19 protein-coding genes, 1 pseudogene and 1 riboswitch are annotated in these 18,317 nt (G+C 49.5%); of the genes and pseudogenes, 5 read left to right on the forward strand and 15 right to left on the reverse strand.

All coding sequences use genetic code 11. From position 1 onward, the window contains the following. From cobA to AQR02_RS22860, 14 genes and pseudogenes are all read right to left on the reverse strand, one after another. A partial coding sequence (gene cobA / locus AQR02_RS22800) for a uroporphyrinogen-III C-methyltransferase (protein ID WP_082452031.1) occupies window positions 1-913 on the reverse strand: 913 nt, incomplete at its 3' end. Window positions 914-918: 5 nt separating this feature from the next. After that, window positions 919-1,887 (reverse strand): hydroxymethylbilane synthase, encoded by a 969-nt coding sequence (hemC, locus tag AQR02_RS22805; protein ID WP_054942719.1) that lies wholly within the window; start codon window positions 1,885-1,887, stop codon window positions 919-921. Between the two features lie 499 nt (window positions 1,888-2,386). Next, window positions 2,387-3,034: a precorrin-2 dehydrogenase/sirohydrochlorin ferrochelatase family protein gene (locus AQR02_RS22810; RefSeq protein WP_054942720.1), complete on the reverse strand. Its 648-nt coding sequence runs from the start codon at window positions 3,032-3,034 to the stop codon at window positions 2,387-2,389. A 5-nt stretch (window positions 3,035-3,039) separates the two neighbouring features. Beyond that, window positions 3,040-3,867, reverse strand: a complete 828-nt coding sequence (ccsA, locus tag AQR02_RS22815) for a cytochrome c biogenesis protein CcsA (protein ID WP_054942721.1) — start codon at window positions 3,865-3,867, stop codon at window positions 3,040-3,042. 5 nt (window positions 3,868-3,872) lie between these two features. After that, window positions 3,873-5,264: a glutamyl-tRNA reductase gene (gene hemA, locus AQR02_RS22820; RefSeq protein WP_054942722.1), complete on the reverse strand. Its 1,392-nt coding sequence runs from the start codon at window positions 5,262-5,264 to the stop codon at window positions 3,873-3,875. A 419-nt stretch (window positions 5,265-5,683) separates the two neighbouring features. Further along, a pseudogene (locus AQR02_RS22825) lies at window positions 5,684-6,992 on the reverse strand (IS4 family transposase). Window positions 6,993-7,159: 167 nt separating this feature from the next. Further along, window positions 7,160-7,912 (reverse strand): hypothetical protein, encoded by a 753-nt coding sequence (locus AQR02_RS22830; protein WP_054942723.1) that lies wholly within the window; start codon window positions 7,910-7,912, stop codon window positions 7,160-7,162. 32 nt (window positions 7,913-7,944) lie between these two features. After that, entirely contained in the window at window positions 7,945-8,865 is a 921-nt protein-coding gene (locus AQR02_RS22835; RefSeq protein WP_054942724.1) for an ABC transporter ATP-binding protein, read from the reverse strand. 37 nt (window positions 8,866-8,902) lie between these two features. Next, window positions 8,903-9,493, reverse strand: coding sequence for an ATP-binding cassette domain-containing protein (locus tag AQR02_RS22840; protein WP_054942725.1), 591 nt, complete (start codon window positions 9,491-9,493; stop codon window positions 8,903-8,905). Then, window positions 9,472-10,527 (reverse strand): ABC transporter transmembrane domain-containing protein, encoded by a 1,056-nt coding sequence (locus AQR02_RS22845; protein ID WP_054942726.1) that lies wholly within the window; start codon window positions 10,525-10,527, stop codon window positions 9,472-9,474. Before AQR02_RS22845 ends, AQR02_RS22840 begins: the two co-directional genes overlap by 22 nt. Before the next feature lie 2 nt (window positions 10,528-10,529). After that, on the reverse strand, window positions 10,530-10,691 hold the full coding sequence (locus AQR02_RS32615; protein ID WP_159067823.1) for a hypothetical protein: 162 nt from the start codon (window positions 10,689-10,691) through the stop codon (window positions 10,530-10,532). Further along, a complete protein-coding gene (locus AQR02_RS22850) occupies window positions 10,688-11,167 on the reverse strand; it encodes an SPASM domain-containing protein (RefSeq protein WP_054942727.1) in 480 nt (159 codons plus the stop codon). Before AQR02_RS22850 ends, AQR02_RS32615 begins: the two co-directional genes overlap by 4 nt. Further along, on the reverse strand, window positions 11,164-11,931 hold the full coding sequence (locus tag AQR02_RS22855) for a radical SAM protein (RefSeq protein ID WP_054942728.1): 768 nt from the start codon (window positions 11,929-11,931) through the stop codon (window positions 11,164-11,166). The genes AQR02_RS22850 and AQR02_RS22855 overlap by 4 nt, the downstream gene beginning before the upstream one ends. Window positions 11,932-11,973: 42 nt before the next feature. Further along, entirely contained in the window at window positions 11,974-13,278 is a 1,305-nt protein-coding gene (locus tag AQR02_RS22860; RefSeq protein WP_054942729.1) for a radical SAM protein, read from the reverse strand. A 224-nt stretch (window positions 13,279-13,502) separates the two neighbouring features. Here AQR02_RS22860 and AQR02_RS22865 point away from each other — a divergent pair, with 224 nt between their 5' ends. The 4 genes from AQR02_RS22865 (at window position 13,503) to hpt (ending at window position 17,312) form a co-directional block, all read left to right on the forward strand. Further along, a complete protein-coding gene (locus AQR02_RS22865) occupies window positions 13,503-14,096 on the forward strand; it encodes a transposase (RefSeq protein ID WP_082452033.1) in 594 nt (197 codons plus the stop codon). Between the two features lie 239 nt (window positions 14,097-14,335). Beyond that, window positions 14,336-14,438, forward strand: a riboswitch (purine riboswitch). Window positions 14,439-14,559: 121 nt separating this feature from the next. Then, window positions 14,560-15,120 carry a phosphoribosyltransferase gene (locus tag AQR02_RS22870; protein ID WP_054942730.1) on the forward strand — a complete coding sequence of 187 codons (561 nt, stop codon included), beginning with the start codon at window positions 14,560-14,562 and terminating at the stop codon, window positions 15,118-15,120. A 114-nt stretch (window positions 15,121-15,234) separates the two neighbouring features. Beyond that, a complete protein-coding gene (locus tag AQR02_RS22875) occupies window positions 15,235-16,746 on the forward strand; it encodes an IMP dehydrogenase (protein ID WP_054942731.1) in 1,512 nt (503 codons plus the stop codon). 32 nt (window positions 16,747-16,778) lie between these two features. Next, window positions 16,779-17,312 (forward strand): hypoxanthine phosphoribosyltransferase, encoded by a 534-nt coding sequence (gene hpt, locus AQR02_RS22880; RefSeq protein WP_054942732.1) that lies wholly within the window; start codon window positions 16,779-16,781, stop codon window positions 17,310-17,312. Window positions 17,313-17,401: 89 nt separating this feature from the next. On the opposite strand, the gene AQR02_RS33170 is transcribed toward hpt, so the two are convergent. Then, a complete protein-coding gene (locus tag AQR02_RS33170) occupies window positions 17,402-17,578 on the reverse strand; it encodes a hypothetical protein (protein WP_209444265.1) in 177 nt (58 codons plus the stop codon). Window positions 17,579-17,792: 214 nt separating this feature from the next. Here AQR02_RS33170 and AQR02_RS22890 point away from each other — a divergent pair, with 214 nt between their 5' ends. Next, window positions 17,793-18,257: a hypothetical protein gene (locus AQR02_RS22890; protein ID WP_209444267.1), complete on the forward strand. Its 465-nt coding sequence runs from the start codon at window positions 17,793-17,795 to the stop codon at window positions 18,255-18,257. Window positions 18,258-18,317: the final 60 nt, after the last annotated feature.

Genomic DNA, 18,317 nt, shown 5'->3' on the forward strand with positions numbered 1-18,317 from the left:
CGCCCAGCGCGGAAGCAATGGCGGCTTTCTTCTCTGCGCCTTCCGGCATGACCGTCTCAATGACCGGGAACTCGTAGGGTTCCCCGCCGAGCTCCTCAATGCGGTCCACCAGCTCGCTGGCCTGGCTGCGAGCGCGGGTCACGACGATGCGCTTGCCGAACAGCGGCAGCGCCTCTACCCACTGCAGCTGCTTGCGCTGCAGGACCACATCGCCGACGACGATCACCGCCGGCGGCTGGAAATCAGCCGCCTTGACCTTGTCCTCTATGTCGGCGAGCGTGCCCACAAGCGTCTCCTGATCGGCGCGCGTGCCCCAGCGGACCAGCGCCACCGGCGTCTCCGGCGGGCGCCCGTGCTTAATCAGCTGGGCGCTGATGTAGCCGATCTTGGCTACGCCCATCAGGAATACCAGTGTACCCGTGGCATTCGTGACCTTATCCCAATGAATGGAACGGTCCAGCTTATCCGGGCTCTCATGACCGGTGATAATCGACAGGGAGGAGGCGTAATCCCGGTGTGTCACCGGTATGCCGGCATACGCCGGCACGCTGATCGCCGACGTGATGCCAGGCACGATCTCATAGTAGATGCCGTGCCGCCGCAGCAGCTCCGCTTCTTCACCCACCCGGCCAAAAATCGTCGGATCTCCGCCCTTAAGCCGCACAACCGTCTTCCCCTCCAGCGCCAGATCAACCAGCAGCTGATTGATCTCCTCCTGCTTCATGGTATGGCGGTCAGGCAATTTCCCCACGTAAATTTTTTGACCGCCGGGTTTCATATGCTTCAGCAGCCTCGGGCTTGCGAGCCGGTCATAGACCAGCACATCCGCCTTTTGAATACACTCCAAGCCCTTCACAGTGATCAGCTTCGCATCTCCCGGACCCGCACCTACCAGATATACTTTCCCCGTCATCTCTATCATCCCCTTACATCCGCCAAAATCTTCTCCGCACCCCTGGCGATCAGCTTACGGGCTACCTCTTCGCCAAGCTGCACCGGGTCTTCGCCGCTGCAGGTTTCCTTAAGGATTACCGAGCCGTCCGGTGTTCCGACCATACCGGTCAGTGTAATGACTTGCCCCTTAGTTTCAGCTGTCCGCTCTGTTCCCGCAGCTTCGCCCGCACCGAGCACCGCATAAGCGCCGATCGGTACCTGGCAGCCGCCGTTCAATGCCCCCAGGAAGGTCCGTTCCGCCGCAACCGTCAGCGCCGTCTGCTCATCATTGTAGAGTGCAAGCAGCTTCCGCAGTTCCGTATCCTCCTCACGGCACTCAATGCCAAGCGCGCCTTGGCCTACTGCGGGAAGACACACCTCAGGCGGCAGATAGGCGCTTACCCGGTCCTGCCAGCCCATACGCGTCAGTCCGGCGGCAGCCAGCAGAATAGCGTCATATTCGCCGCTCTCCAGCTTCTTCAGCCGTGAGTCGATATTGCCGCGCACCGGCTCAATCACAAGATCCGGCCGCAGGGCAGCCAGCTGGCTGGAGCGGCGCAGACTGCTTGTGCCCACACGCGCGCCCTGCGGCAGTTCCTCCAGGCCCGATCCCCCGGAAGCAATCAGGCAGTCCCGCGGATCCACCCGCTTCGGAACAGCGCCATTCATTAAGCCCTCCGGCAATTCGGAAGGCATATCCTTCATACTATGTACTGCCATATCAATTTCACGGGCCAGCATCGCCTGCTCAATTTCCTTCACGAACAGTCCCTTGCCGCCTACTTTGGATAAGGTCACATCCAGAATACGGTCGCCCTTGGTCACGATTTTGTGCACCTCAAAGGTGAAATCGAAGCTATGCTCCGCACTTAGCCGTGTAAGATCCTCAATGACATGCCCTGTCTGGGTCAGCGCCAGAGCGCTTTGTCTGCTGCCTACAATAATTTTACGCATTCTCTCGTTCCTCCCGGTAACATCGCTCTGTCTTACTGCTCTCCCAATCATTGTACTCTTATCTAATCCGGGGCATGCCTGCCGTTCATCCGTCTGCCTGCAGTGCTATTAATTATATAAATAATGGTGTAAATAATGGTGTAAATGCCGTAAACTAGAGGGCTTACTGGTATAATTTGTTTCAAAAAAGTATTATCCAATAATTAATTGGATTTGCTCCTTCTAATCCCATCATATTCCGATATTTACGATGATTAGTTGGAAAACCTCCACCTAATTCGGTCCACACATCCATCTGGGCTCAATTTCGATACATTTAAGTGGAGTTATTCCCACTAGCACTCTGATTCCAAGTTTGAACTGAGAATTAGGTGGAGTAATTCCACTTAGCTTGAGCAGCAGATGATCTCTACAACAATTTCCTTAAAATCCGTTAAGCCGGGTCATAAAACCGGTTCCGCCATGGCCACTACCCGGCATTACCCGGCATTACCCGTCACTAATCGCCCCGGTTCCCGGCGATCCATGCCTCCACATCCTGCGGAGTCCACTCTATAAAGGTGCCCTGCCGCATCTCATTCAACACGTCCAGCCGGCTAAGCCTGCGCAGAAGCCGTCCCCGCACCTCAGCCGAGGGCTCGCGCCGCTTGATCTCGGTGCGCAGCTGATGCAAAAAATCCAGGTACGGTTCGTATTCCTCACCCAGCACCTCGCTCAGCTGTTCCGTAATCCTGGCCGCGGCAGACGGCCCTGCGCCTGAAGTTGAGACGGCTACCGTCAGCCTTCCCCGGCGCAGAACGCCGGGGGTAATGAAATTCCCCGCCTCAGCCCGGCTGGCCACATTCACCGGAAGTCCAAGCGAACGCGCCTCCGCAGCCACTTGCTCATTCACCTCGTCATCGCTACTCGTGGCATATACCAAAAAAGCCCCCCGGAGATCACCGGGTGCATAGCTGCGGTTCAACCAGTTCAGCCCGCCGGCCTCAGCGAGCGCGCTAAGTGCCGTACTCAGCGAGGGGCTGACAACAACGACCGCCGCCTCCGCATCAAGGAGCGCCAGCACCCTGCGCTCCGCTACGGCTCCACCGCCGATAACAATTACCTTTTGTCCCCTAAGATCCAGCATCACCGGCATATAATAGCTCATCCCGCTCACCTCCCGCCCCAGCCATGAAATTCAGACAACGAATTCAGCAGGAAGTTGAGGATAATGAAGGCGTAGCCTGATATGGCCCAGCGGGCCATAATGGTGCCGCTTCTACGTCCGGACCGTTTGAGGACAATATAAATAACATATACCCCCAGCCCGAGCAGTGTCGTCAGCACCTTGGAATCCTGAAACAGCGGTGTCCGCCCCTCAGCGATAATCGACGTAGCAGCGAGCAGCAGGGAGATGATCAGCAGCGGCACTCCGGCAAGGATCGCGGAATACGAATATTTGTCCATCGTTTCGAGACTCGGCAGGCGGCGGATACGGTCATCCCACTTTTTATTTTTGAGCTTCGTGTGCAGGAACAGGTACATTATTGCAAATACTGTCCCCAGTGTCAGTGCGCCAAAGCTCAGATTGGCCAAAATAATATGCATCGCCAGCCAGCCATGCACCGCACTCCAGCTTTCTAGGCTATGATCTGCCGCCGTCAGCCAGACCCGGTTGAGCAAAAATACACTGAAGCCGGCTCCGCTGAGCAGCAGAATGGTGAATTCACCGCCGCGCGTATACGCAACGGCCAGCGATGTCAAAACGATACTGAAGGAAAACCAGAACAGGAAGTCATAGGGAGTAAAGATCGGCAGGCCCTTCTCCTGGGAGAAGCGCACAGCAAGCCCGCCCGATTGCAAAATACCCACAACGGCAAGAAGCCCTGTGCCTATCCGCTTTCCGCCCGGATTCCGCCGAAGGCAATCCGAGAAAATAAACAGCAGGCTCAGGGCATATAGCAGCAGAGCAGTATCATATATTCCGTTCAGCAGTTGCATGCTGCTCACCCGCCCAGCAGGCCTGCCGGAGCAAAGACGGTCTTAGGCACATTGAAATCAGGGGTAGATGCACGTTCTTTGTCATTCTGCTGCACCGGAGCATTACTGCTTCCGCCTGGACCGGCTTCAAGCTGCTCCTGCAGGGCGAAGATTTGAGTGAAATACTCCAGAGCTTCATTTCCCTGCTTGCCGCCGGACATTTCCTTAATAACGTTAATCGGGTCATGCATCATCTGGTTGACGATGCTCTTCGTCAGACGGCGGATGACCTTGCGCTGGTGCTCATCCAGCTCAGGCAGCTTGTTGAACAGGCTGTCCATCGTCTCTTCATAAATTCCGTTCGATTTGTCCTGCAGCGCACGGATCACAGGTCTGACACCAAGCGTCTTCAGCCATACCTGGAATTCATCCATCTCGCCTGCGATCATAACTTCGATCTTCGCGGCTTCGCTGCGGCGCATCTCAAGGTTACTCTCTACGATGCCCTCCAGATCATCAATATCATAGAGAAAGACATCCGGGACACTCGAGGCCGCCGGATCAATATCACGCGGAACGGCAATGTCGATCATGAACAGCGGCCGCGACGGGCGGCGCTTCATGCCGGCGGCTACCTGATCAGCGGTCAGCACATAACCATCCGCTCCCGTAGAGCTGATAATAATATCTACATCATCGAGATGCTTCAGGGCTTCATCAATGGTACTCGGCTTGCCGGAGAACTTCTCCGCCAGTTCCACTGCCCGTGCCAGGGTACGGTTGGCGACAATAACCTCAGCCGCGCCGCTGCTGTACAGATGCTTCACCGTCAGCTCGCTCATTTTGCCTGCGCCGAGGATCAGCACTCTTTTGCCGGTAAACATTCCGAAGATCCGCTTGCCCAGCTCGACAGCCGCATAGCTGACCGAAACGGCACTTTCTCCGATGGAGGTCTCGCTGTGCGCCCGTTTGCCGAGCGTCACCGCCTGTTTGAACAGCTGGTTGAACCAGGTTCCAGTCACACCTTCACTCTGTGCAGTCAAAAAAGAATTGCGTACCTGTCCCAGAATCTGCGTCTCACCAATTACCATTGAATCCAGACCACAGGTCACACGGAACAGATGGGCAATCGCCTGCTCATCTTCGTATATATACATATGCTGCGTAAATTGTTCACTTTTCACATGAAACCACTGCTCTATGAAGCTGCGGATGAAGTATCCGCACATATGAAGCCGGTCTACGACCACATAAATTTCCGTCCGGTTGCAGGTGGCCACAATGACCCCTTCCAGCACGCTTTTGGTCTTCATCAGCTGATGAAGCGCTGCGGGCAAGTCCCTCTCCGCAAAAGCGAACTGCTCTCTCACCTCAACGGGAGCCGTACGGTAATTCAGGCCAACGACGACAATATGCATCGCTTGTTCACCATCCTAGTCTCTATTCAGTGGTGCAGGCACTGTTACAGTTTGATTGGATTAATTGGGACGTCTTTCACAAGTCCCCAAATCACGTGTGTTAAGTATATCACATCAAAATGTGACTTTTTGTATAACCTTTGAACTATTTATGACATCCAGATAATAATAATTATAATCAAGAACAAGTAAAATATCTATGGCTTCACAGATACCCAATTGTACTTTTGTTTTTTTAAAATTGGATTGTTCGCCGGATTCCTAGTCACCTGTAACCAAATCTCCATATTGCAGATCAACGGACGTTGAAGAAGCAGCTGTCTGTGGTATAGCTTAAGGTTTTTAATGATAGCAAACGGCGGTCCTCTAATGGCAGGACCGCCGTTAACTTTATCTATACAATATTGGGTATTATTATCTCAACTTTCGCAGCTTGAAATTGGGAGATAAGCCTTGATGTAATTGGGCAGAGCGGAGATCCACTGCTGGAGTTGACTTTTAATCATGGCGGATAGTTTCTTACCGACTTGATTAGCAATTTCGTTCATCAATTCCACCAGTTGTTGTAAAGCCACCGCCCAGTCCGAGGTGCCGACTTCATCACAAAGCAAATAAAACAGTCCACCGAGTGTTCGTTGATCCGTACTTTGCCGATGCTGCCAGGCCAGTAAAATATAGCGGGAAAAGACAATCGTGGTATGGCTAATAAGCAGATCGTAGGAGCGGCCTTGAAACTCTTTTTGCAGGAGTAGCAGGGATTTAGCGTATTTGAAGAAGACCTCGATGTCCCAACGAAGACTGTAGATTTGAATGATTTCCGGCGCCGTCAGCGTGAGATCGGTCGATAGAAGGGAATACCAGGAACCAGTTCTGTATGAATCTGGCGCAAAATATTCCGCTGTTTCCCCTGAACGCGCGCGGAGCGACTTGGTAAAGACCTTTGAGATCGACCTGCTTGCCATGAGCGAGATACCGCTTGTTGTCGTTTTTCACCATGCCAATGACATGGAGACCCTGGTCTACAATCCGCCCGATTAAGGGGGCATGCGTGAACCAGCTATCCATGAGTACGTAGGCTGCAGAAACCCCGGAAGCAATCGCCCGGTCCAGCAGTTCGGAGACCAGATGCGGGGCGGTAAGCAGTGCTTCTTTCCGCCGTTTGTAACCGCAGGAGCGCTTGTCGATTCCCGAATGGATACCGGTGATTCCGGCTTTTACGGAACTCAGCAAGGCAAAGTCTAAGGGAAGAAACGTATGACCATCCGACCAGCCTAAGGTCAACATACGAACCCCCTTGTAGTAAGCACCCGTCGCGTGATCCTTAAAACGAGCGAGCAGTTCGACCGCTTTGCTCCGATTTCGTTCAAACATGGAATCGTCCACGATGAAGACGGAGGTTCGCGTGACGGAAGTCAGCGTTTCAACTCGCTGTACGGTGTCACTGCTAAGTGAAGTCAAGAAGCGCCGCCAAGCAAAGCCGCTATGATTAAGAAAACGATAGACGGCATCTTTTCCTGGAAAGGCTTCGCCTTTGGCACTCTCTAGCAGACGGAACCAGTTTTTCTGGTGGAAGAGTAGCACGAAAACAAGCAGGAACAGATGGGAACAGGTATAACCGAAAGCCTTTTTGAATCCTGCCTTTCTTAAGTGCTTCAGTACTCCGAGTTCCTGAAAGGCAGGTCTCATTTCAGTTGGGAGTTGATCTAGGGACGACTTTTGCTTTATCATAGGGAGGACACCTCTTCTGTGGTTTAGTGGATCTCAACAATCTCACTTTACCAAATGAAGTGGTGTTTTTCTATGTTGCAAGATCGTTACTTAAGCAGGCTCCGCCTTAACCCCGGCTTGGGTTCAACTTGATTTTGACTCTGCGAAAGTTGAGTTATTATATACACCTAGACGACTTTTTCGACCTTAAATAATCTCATCAGGAACTGGGATATGAGTGTAGCTATAACGCAAATCCCCCCGCTGATAGCAGCATAACGGAAATTCAGGTAGCTGAAATCCATCCGCAGATAGTTTACCGCTGGAAAGGCCGCCACAATTCCCACTAATATCAGCATTCTGAAAATCTTCAACACAGCCTCACTGCCGTTGGTCGCCCACACAATAGCGTTGGCAATGTACAGAAATGCAGCCACACCCAGTATAACGGTCAAAGTGGAGGAGAACAAACTAAGTGCCCATACCGACCGGAATCCAAGCGCAGTAAATATACACCAGATCAGAACGCCGTTAATGAGTGCCATAACCACAACACGGATTAGGGCGAACAGCCACACCGCCAGCATAATTTTACCGGGCCTCGACACCACTGCCAGCAGAAAGCTCAGGTTCTTGTCGGCCTTTTCTTTAGTGAAGAACTGCAGCACATGCGGGATGCCTACATACAGCGCAAACACAAGTACGGACGACAGAAAACCGACAGCAATTAATGAATTGGTAAACATCAAGCGGTGTTCACGGGTCTCATTTAACTTGTGCAGTAGCGGAACAAAGCCATCTATGGACAGGCCCAGACTTTCTTCCAGCTCCCCCAGTTGACCAATCGTAAACACGAAAAAAATGCCAAACATCAGCACCTGCATGGTCAATGACCTTTTCCAATTCAGGGTTTGCACATCTTTTCTTAATAATGGCAGCAAGTACAGCCTCTCCTTTCCCGCCATAGGTTAATTTAATTTTGTGCAGCGGCTTGTTTGGTCGTCCTGTAGAAATCCTCCAGGGAGCTTTTCTCCTTAAAGAACTCCTGCACCTCAATGCCATGCTCCAGCAGAACCTGTAGCGGCTGCGTGATAAGCTCTGGTTTGACCGCGAACGTTACCGATTGCCCATCATGACCCGCTACCGTTATCCCTTCAATAGTACGAAGGAGCTCCGCCACTGTGTCCGGATTGCGGCAGGTAACAATGTAATGCTCGCTAATCCCGGTAATCTCCTGCAGTGCTTGATCTGCCACAATCCGGCCTTGGTGGATCATGATCACCTGATCGGCAATTTTCTCAATATCAAATAAATCATGAGAGCTGATGAGGATCGAAGTGCCCTGCTCCGAACAGATTCCGCTCAGCTTATCCCGCAAAAAAATTTTGGAATCCGGATCAAGCCCGTTGAAGGGCTCATCCAGAATCAGCAGTTCAGGCTCGTGCAATAATTCACGTATAATCATGAGCTTCTGCTTCATCCCTTTGGAATAACGCCCTACCTTCACGGAAGTTTTCAGCTCAAAATGTTGAACAAGCCTGCTGAACCGTTCCGCAATACTCTCTTTGTCCATTCCGCGGAGCCGTCCGAAAAACAGCACATTCTCCCACGCCAACATTTCGCCATATAGTCCGCCCTCGTCAAACACAATGCCAAAACGGTTCCTGCTCTTCTGGCTCATATTATAGGAAGGCTCGCCAAACATAGTACACACTCCCCCTGTGGGAGGATAAAGGCCTGTAATGCAGCGGATCGTTGAAGTCTTGCCTGCCCCGTTCTCCCCAATCAAAGCGCAGATTTGTGCCGGACGGGTAACGATGTCAACATCCTTAAGTACGGGATTGCCCTGCAGGCTCAGGTTTAATCCGCGTGTTTCGATAACCGGAGATACCATGGTTTTACCCCCTGAACATTACCAGGAACAGCCTGGTTTAAGTGTAACTGCTGCCGGCCAACTGTCTGAACGATTCCCCAACATTAAAATGTCTGCCTAAGCAGAAAAAATCAGAATCATGGGAAATAATCAGAATTTTATAGAAGGACTCATTCTCAATCATATTCATTACACAACTCTTCGTTACAGCATCCATATTGGCCGTTGGTTCATCCAGAATTACAATATCTTTGCCCGCCAGTACAGCCCTCAAAAAAGCAATCATCTGTCTTTGGCCACCCGAGACATTGGCTCCTCCATGACCGATTGCCGTATCCAACGCATCCGGAAAAACAGAGAAAAATGAATGAAGCTGATACCTCTCTATCAAATCCGTCAATTGACTGGTCTGTTCCGGCCGGCAGTCCAGCAGAATATTGTCCAGAATCGTACCTTGGAACAAATAGATCTTCTGTGATACATAGGAGATTCTGCTGCGCAGGTCAGATAATTTAATGGTTGATATATCTGTTCCATTGTAATAGATCGCTCCCTCATCCACAGGGTACAGGCCCAAAAGCAACTTGACAAAGGTGGTTTTGCCCGAGCCGTTGGCACCATTGAGAATTACGATGTCCCCTGTGTGCATGCTCTCATTGATATGGTCCAGCACGGGCCGCTGGTCATTTCCGGCACTATAGGAAAAGGAGATATTATTAATATACACGGATTCAATAGGCTCTGTAAGAATATCATTTCTTCCAATATAGGATTTATAGTCACACCAAAGGTAGCCATTGCCTGCACATTACCCAGCACTTTTGCCAGATAACCTGTGAAGGACACATAGTCACCCAGAGTCAATGTTTTCCCCAGGATCATGATCCCAGAGAATAGTAAAACAACAGCTCCAGACATGGAGCTGATGAGTCCTGAACTTTCCATATAACCGTTAACATTTTTGTTCTGCTGCAGAATCGCCGCAATAACATGATGTGTCTTGTTGTAGATACTTGATAAATAGCGCTGCTTGGCGCCGAGAACCTTAATCTCCTCAAGTCCGTTAAGGGTTTCAAAGACGACTCCCGCCATTTCAGCCGAACTTTCTCTTACCTTCCTTGTACTGGCACTCATCCGCCTGCTGTACCAGACTGTCACAGCAACATACAGCGGGATGATAGCAAGAACAATAAGCGATAGCTTTGGATTAATCCGGACCAGCAGAACTGCGGAGATCACACAATCAAATACGCCAATGATAATATTTATAACTGACGGAGAAAAAAGACTGGATACACTTCCGCTTTCGGAAATTCTTGACATCAGATAGCCTTTATCATGCTTATCGATAAATTCCATAGGCATATCTACCGTATGACCAATCATCTCCATCCGGAGGTTGTTGGAAGCATGGGTCCCAGCCTTGACAATATAGTATTTACCGATGAGAGACAGGAAATATCTTATCAGATGCAGACACAATATGATGATTATCTGTTGATACAGGAAGTCTGCACTCCCATGTGGGGAAGACAGATTGTCAATAATTCTACCGGTAATGAGCGGTATAGGCATGGCAATTAGAGATACCGCGGCAAGAGATCCGAACGACAGCAGCAGCAGCAGTCTGTTGCCCTCCAGATACGGCCTGAGAAACATAAGGTTGTTCCAGGATTTCTTCATATCTAATTCTTGAACATGCCTATAATAATAAACGTTGCGATATACAGGACAAATATGATGGCCAAAATCATACTCATCCTGCTTTTATTCTTCACTTTTTGATTAAGAACAACTGTAAAAATACCAATGAAGATAATACTCAGAATCATAATCAGATTGTTCATACCAAGCTCTCCTTTAAAGCATGCTTACAATATACTTTTGAGGACAATTCTCCTCCGGCACTTTCCTCAATAGCCCGGCAATCCGTACAAGCGTACCGCGAACTGCAGCTCCGGCAGGAATCTACTTTATCGAGCGCATACGTCCAATACTCCTGATATTCCCTCTTATCCACAATCCGCTTAAAAGAGTCATTCAGCACATTGCCAATCACTTCATCCCTCATCATCGGACACACGGTCACATCTCCGTTCCGGAATACGGACAGCTTGCCGTTCAAGCAAGGATGAAAGTCGACATTATGAAAAAAGCTGAGATCCGTAAAACAGCTGCCCGCACCTTTATCGCTGTATAAAAGCTCGTTATACACCGGGTCATCGCCAGTTTCATGTATAAAACTGTACTGCATGCCCAAGGGATTAAAATTTTTATAGTACTCTACAATCTCCTCCTGGAATTTATAGTTTATTTTATTCAATAATACATTAAAATAGAAGGGAATTCCTTTTTTTTCAATTTATTCATATTTTCGTAAAATTTTGAGAAGTCAGGGCGGTTTCTTACCAGCTGGTTAGATAATTCCTGATTGTGGGCAGAGGCATGAATAACGAAACTGGCATCTGACAGTTGCGCCCAGTTAACCTGTTCAATATCTAATAAGTTCGTATAAATAAAGATGCTGCTGAAACCCAGTTCATGCGCCTCTGCCAAAATTGTTGATAGCAGATCCCACTGCAGCAGCGGTTCCCCACCGATAATGTGCAGCGTTCTGCATCCTAATTTGTGGCTACGCTGCAGTACATCCCGGTAGTCATTCTGCTTCATCACGTTATCTTGACTGAATCCGCCGTACCGCTTGCACCCGGTCATCCGGTTCACCCGGTTGTCAGTGCTGCAATAAGCACATTCCAGATTACATTCATCGTTAATGTTCAGATACAGATTGGATATTCTTACTCTGTTCTTGGCAAAATCCCTGATGGAAGGAGGGAGGCCAAAACGCACCTTGTCGATATAAGCATTGTTATCATAGTAGCTCCCCATCCCTTTGTCTACAAGCTGGGACAACAGCAAGTAATTAATGTTCTCCACCTGTTCGACAGGCACTCCCCTGTTCAGTTCAAGCAGCATTGCCGCGTCTGCTGACGGTATATTCAGCATTACATTATCACTTAGATCATATATTGAAGCCTGGCGTTCTCCCTGTACAACGTAACAGTGTGATCCGGTCTTAAAAAACACATCAGACACCTCCATTTGTAAGTGCAGTTTCTACAATCAGCTTCAACATTTATCCATTACAAAACGAAAGGATTCGTACTTGCGGTCAATACTGTCTTTGTGTGCCGAGAAATCACGCATGGCATCCGGATTCCGCTCTAGAACACCGTATAATATAGACAGCTGTCTCTCAATGTCCGTTTTTCTCGTAGTGCAAATTCCTTTTACATCGAAATTGTCGCCTACAGCACAGCTCGCATAACACAGCCCGCAAATGGATTGATAAGGACATTCCTTACATTGTTCCGTAAATTTGCTGCTCCACTTCTCCACAATCTCGCTGATTGCGTTAATGTCTAAGCCGTCTTCACAGTTACCTATCGGAAATTGATAGCTTATCTTCTCACACATATGAAAGGTGCCATCAACGGCCACGAACATCCGGCTTCCCGGAATACAGGCATTTCCCAGCAAGGATGAATAATTTCTAGCATATGGATTGATGTTGCGATTATGACTTACTTTCAGACTGGTACCAAACAACCTTTCTTTGAAAAACATCTCGGACGTCCGGTTCTCACCATTTTCTGCCGTTATCTCCTGAAGGTATTGGTCGAGCAGCACGACCATGCTATCATTGCCGCCCCCGCTGTCACCCAACTCAGCATCCAATATCTTGGATAATCTGCCTCCCATGACCTTCATTATATGTTTCTCCTGGACGAAGAAATCGTTCAAAGCGACCATATCAGTCTCATTTTCATAACAACTAAGGATCATTGTCGGGAGCAGTTGCTCCTTGCCCTGTCTCTTGATCTCGGCAAGCAGCTTCCGGATATTCCCGTAGACTACTTCAAACGATCCTCGATCATTTGCAAAAACCCTGTTCTTATCATGCATCTCCTTGGAACCGTCAAGACTGACTGAGATCATCACGTTATGGGCAACTAAATATTCAATGATGGAATCTGTAAGCAGCGTTCCGTTGGTCGTCATAGAGAACATGGTCCTGAAGCCTTTCTGTTGGACATAGGCGATGACTTCTTGAATCAGATCAAACCTGAGCAAGGGTTCGCCCCCGTAGAATGAAATGACCGGCTGTTTATCCGGTGCGTACTCCTTCCATTCCTCAATGTAATCAATGTACTTCTGCACACTCTTCAGCGCAGTCTTCTTCTCCATCCTCTTAAAGGTATGCGTTCTCATCTCTTCATAATTTCCTGAGAAAATACAATATTTACACCTCAAATTACAATTTTCTGTAAGCCCGAGAATCAGCTGCGGATAAGGATAGGTTCTAAGTTCGTCCAAAATCATCTCTTTGCTCAGTTCTACCTCATGTGATCTGAATAGATCCCATTTTTTCATTAATTGCCTTGTTGGCAAGTCCGCACTTTTTAGTATTTATTTACCATTTTTATGCTTCCTCGCTGTAGTGGATGCCCGATGTCTGTTTAATAGAGGAGTTGTCGATACTGCCTAGTAAATAACTTTAATAGGTGGGAATGACGATGTGGACCTCATTAAGTAGTAAAGATAATATGATTGCCGAAATGTTCAAGGTTGCTTTGGAGCTTGAATAACCATGGAAATTGACCCACATAGAATATGATGACAAAGACGAAGCATGGCATTTGTACATCGACTTCGAGCGAGGATCCCTGTTTGCTTGCCCTTCCTGTGGTACTGCGTGCAAAGCCTACGATGCGGAGAAGAAGCAATGGCGTCATCTGGATTTTTGGAACTGGAAAACCTATATGCATGCCCGGGTCCCTCGGACGAACTGCGAACACGATACACGGATGTGGCGGATTTTTCATCACTATGTCCATGTAGCCATGAATGAACTGGATCTGACGAGCGTAAAACGAATTGCTGTGGACGAAACCTCGTCCCGTCGGGGCCATCGCTACATTACTTTATTTGTAGATGTAGATACCAAAACGGTGTTGTTTGCAACCGAAGGAAAGAGTAAGGATACCCTGGAGAAATTTAAACAACATCTGATGAACAAAGCGGCTACAACCACACAAATCCAGGAAATCTGCTGTGATATGTCTCCCGCATTCATTCGAGGCATTCAGGAGCAGTTCCCTGAGGCTGAAATTACTTTTGATAAGTTTCACGTCATGAAAATGGTGAATGAAGCCGTTGACGAACCCTCCCCCTTTATACCATGGGGTTAAGAATCTATTAAAATAGACAAATCTATGAACCTATTCTAGCCAACTTTACCCATCCAGTAGAGCGAAGAGCCATTTTTATTTTATAATTTCCTATTATTAACCTCAGATATAAAGACATATTGACATGGAACACATACGATGATAGCATGATGAAAATAACTAATGTCATATTTAATCACATCATTTAATAAAAAATGAATTGCACGTTAGCAAACACTAAAATCGCGTCATATTTTATTACAGGACATTCCTTATTCTCTTGTATAAGCTCATTAATTTGGTTTGAGCGTTTCTACAGGCAACCGTAAATTGCCCCAGGCTACAAGAGATACCGCATGACAGAAGAATCCCAGGCCGAGCAGCCGCAGACTTTGATGTGCCCGCTCCCCCTGGTGACCCTTTGTTCTGCTGGTGTCTCTTGTATTCTGGGGTTTTGTATATCCAGACAAAAGGAGTGAAGGCGATGAGCGCATTTCTTGCAAGACTCAGCGAATCGATCAGCAAGGCCAAAAACGTGAGGATTTATAAAAATAAAGACACCGCCTATGATTTCAAGCTGTATCCTTTTGGTGAACGCGGCACGTATATCGATCCCGAGCTGATCAGTGAAATTACCGATAATCTGGCCAGCAGCATTACGGAGCAGTTCCCCGCTTTTGATTATATTGTTTCGCCCGAGCCGGGCGGCCACACCTGGGGCATGCTGGCAGCCTACAAGCTGATGAAGCCGATGAATATTCTGCGCCTCAGCACCGAGTTGTACGAGAATTACGAGGTATGCATTAAACGGGAGACGGCTTATAACGAGAACTATATTTATTTTGACGGTTTTACGGCCGGAGATCGGGTACTTATTCTTGATGATGTGATCAGCTCAGGCGCAACGATCCGCTGCATCGCCCAGCAAATGGCGGATATGGGGGTAGAGCTCGTCGGGGTGCAGGGTATACTGGCCAAAGGTGAGCACTACAAACAGCTGGAAGCGGACTATGGAATCCCGGTGCGGGTGCTGTCCAAGGTGTAAGTGAATTCCAAGTAGCTCAGCTGACAAAACTTAAGTTTATGCTTCCGAAGCGAGTTTTGTACGAAGTCAATTCATGCAAGCTAAGCTTACAAAACTTTTAAGGAGTGAACAACCATGGCTTACTATTATGATCAGCCGTCCAGAACGTTTAGCGAGTTCCTGCTCGTTCCGAACCTGACGACCAAACAATGCATTCCAGGGAATGTAGATCTCAGAACCCCTGTGACCAAATTTCGGCGCGGCGAGACTCCGGCGCTGACAATGAATCTGCCGGTTACCTCTGCGGTGATGCAGGCGGTTTCTGACCATAATATGGCCATAGCCCTGGCCAAAAGCGGGGGAATCTCTTTCATCTATGGCTCCCAATCCGTGGAGCAGCAGGTGGAGATGGTCCGCAGGGTCAAAAAGTTCAAAGCCGGCTTTGTCCTGAGCGACTCCAACCTGCGTCCGGAGGATACACTGAAGGATGTGCTGGCCCTTAAAAACCGCAGCGGACACTCCACCATCGCCATCACGGATAACGGGGAGCCGACCGGTAAGCTTATGGGCATCGTCACCAGCCGCGATTACCGTGAAAACCGCCTGCCGCAGGAATGCCCGATTACCGAATTCATGACACCGCTGTCCGCACTGATCTACGCTGAAGAGGGGATTACGTTAACAGAAGCTAATGATATGATCTGGGACCATAAGTTGAACTGCCTGCCCATCGTGAACAGCAGCGGACATCTGGTGCATCTGGTCTTCCGCAAGGACTATGACAGCCACCAAGAGTATCCGCTGGAGCTGCATGACAGCAACAAGCAGCTGATCGTCGGCGCGGGCATCAACTCCCGGGATTACAAGGAACGGGTACCGGCGCTGGTTGAAGCGGGAGCAGATGTGCTCTGCATCGACTCCTCCGACGGTTATTCTGAATGGCAGGCGGAGACGATCCATTATATTAAGGAAACCTTCGGGGAGACGGTGAAGGTCGGAGCCGGCAATGTGGTCGACAAAGAAGGGTTCCTCTACCTGGTAGAAGCCGGAGCGGACTTCATCAAGGTCGGCATCGGCGGCGGCTCGATCTGCATTACCCGTGAGCAGAAGGGCATCGGCCGCGGCCAGGCCTCCTCCGTCATTGAGGTGGCGGCAGCCCGCCAGGAATATTATGAGCAAACAGGGATTTATGTCCCGATCTGCTCCGACGGCGGCATTGTCCATGACTACCACATCGTGCTGGCACTGGCTATGGGCGCTGACTTCGTCATGCTGGGCCGTTATTTCGCCAGATTCGACGAGAGCCCGGGCCGCAAGCTGCTCGTCGGCGGGAACTTCGTCAAAGAATATTGGGGCGAAGGCTCCAGCCGGGCCCGCAACTGGCAACGATACGACTTCGGGGGCGCCGACAAGGAGAGCAAGCTTGAATTCGAAGAGGGCGTGGATTCCTTCATCCCTTATGCCGGCAGACTCAAAGACAACCTGGACCTCAGCATCAGCAAAATCAAATCCACGATGTGCAACTGCGGTGCGCTGACCATTCCCCAGCTGCAGGAGCATGCCAAAATTACTCTGGTCTCCTCAACTACCATCTACGAAGGCGGGGCACATGATGTTATGCTTAAGGAGAAGGATCGAACATCCTAAGCATTGATTATGATTCACGAGGAGCAGTGGTTATGAAAGAACTTCGCAACGTACTGGTTAGCAAAGCCCAGCTTGAGAGCCGGGTGAAGGAGCTGGGCGCCGCCATCTCACGCGATTATGAAGGCAAAGAGCTCGTGCTCATTGGCATCCTGAAAGGCGCAGCCGTATTCATGGCCGACCTGATGCGGGAAATCACCTTCCCCGTGGCCATTGATTATATGTCCGTCTCCAGCTACGGCAGCAGCTCCACCACATCAGGCGTTATAACGATCAAGCAGGATATTAACACTGACATCCGCGGCAAGCATGTCCTGCTCGTCGAGGATCTGATCGACACCGGGCTCACCCTGCAGCATCTCATACAGCTGTTCGCCCTCCGAGAAGCGGCAAGCGTGTCCATCTGCACCATCCTCAGCAAGCCCTCCCGCCGTCTGGCCGATATTCCCATCGACTACTGCGGCATCGAGATCCCCGACGAATTCGTCGTCGGCTACGGCCTCGACTTTGCCGAACAGTACCGCAACCTGCCGGAGGTATGGATTGTAGAGACTGAGGAACAGCAGTAGCACCAGGCACCGCCAAAACAACGGACACCTCTCCCGCCAGCATTCATTCAGAATAACTGGGCAGGAGAAGTGTCCGTTGTTTTTTCAAATCATCCTGCAATCCTGTCCCATAGCACCTCAGCAACACTCGGACCATATTCCTGTGGATACATCAGCAGAGCAAAACACAAAGTGACCATAATTATGAATATCCACAGAACAACCTTATAGCGAAGTTGCAATCGTCCGAGCATCACCAAACTTAGAACGATGAGCAGCAGATTCATTATGATAATGATGGGTAAAGCAACAATTCTTCCGAGTCCGGTGTGCGGAAATTGATCTATTAAAATCAGGAGCAGAATGATACTCGGACTTAGCGCCGTCACAGCTTTCAGCAATACTTTTGAGGATAGTCCCACGAGCTGGTTGCCCTCCCTTCTTGTCTGTAATTACGCCGTGATCGAGCAGATTGAATCAAATTGGAATGAAAGAACGGTGATGGCCTTGAAACAGTTAACGATTCTACTCCTGCTCAGTGCTATGTTAGTCGGCGGCTGCAGCGGGAAGAACAATGTGTATTCAGGAATTGAACAGCAGGATCTTACAGGAATTACGACTGCCAAGGAGCTGGATTATATTTACGCGTACAAGGGACATACAAGCAACTGGGCTTCCACCTATTATATCTATCAGAAAAAAGATAGCGATAGTCATGTCTCCAGAGTATTTTTGAAATATATCGGCAAGGAGCCCGGCCCGTCAGGTGAAATGAAATACGCTTATACTACAGAAAGCGGCGGTGGCGGGAGCGGGACCCTATCTGATGCCGAGTCACCGTCCGTCATATACAACCTGGGCGGCAGCGGCGGAACCGGCGCAGTGCCCGAAAAAGACTCTGTTGTAAAGATGCATGTGGAGTGGAGCGGGGGTTCGGAGGACATTGAGCTGGAGCCTGAACTGTAGTCATTCCATGGGCAGCCCATGTAAAAAAGCAGAGCAGCGGTTATCCGTAACGGAATAATC

This window comes from Paenibacillus ihuae (assembly GCF_001368795.1).
GTDB classification, from domain to species: domain Bacteria; phylum Bacillota; class Bacilli; order Paenibacillales; family Paenibacillaceae; genus Paenibacillus_AQ; species Paenibacillus_AQ ihuae.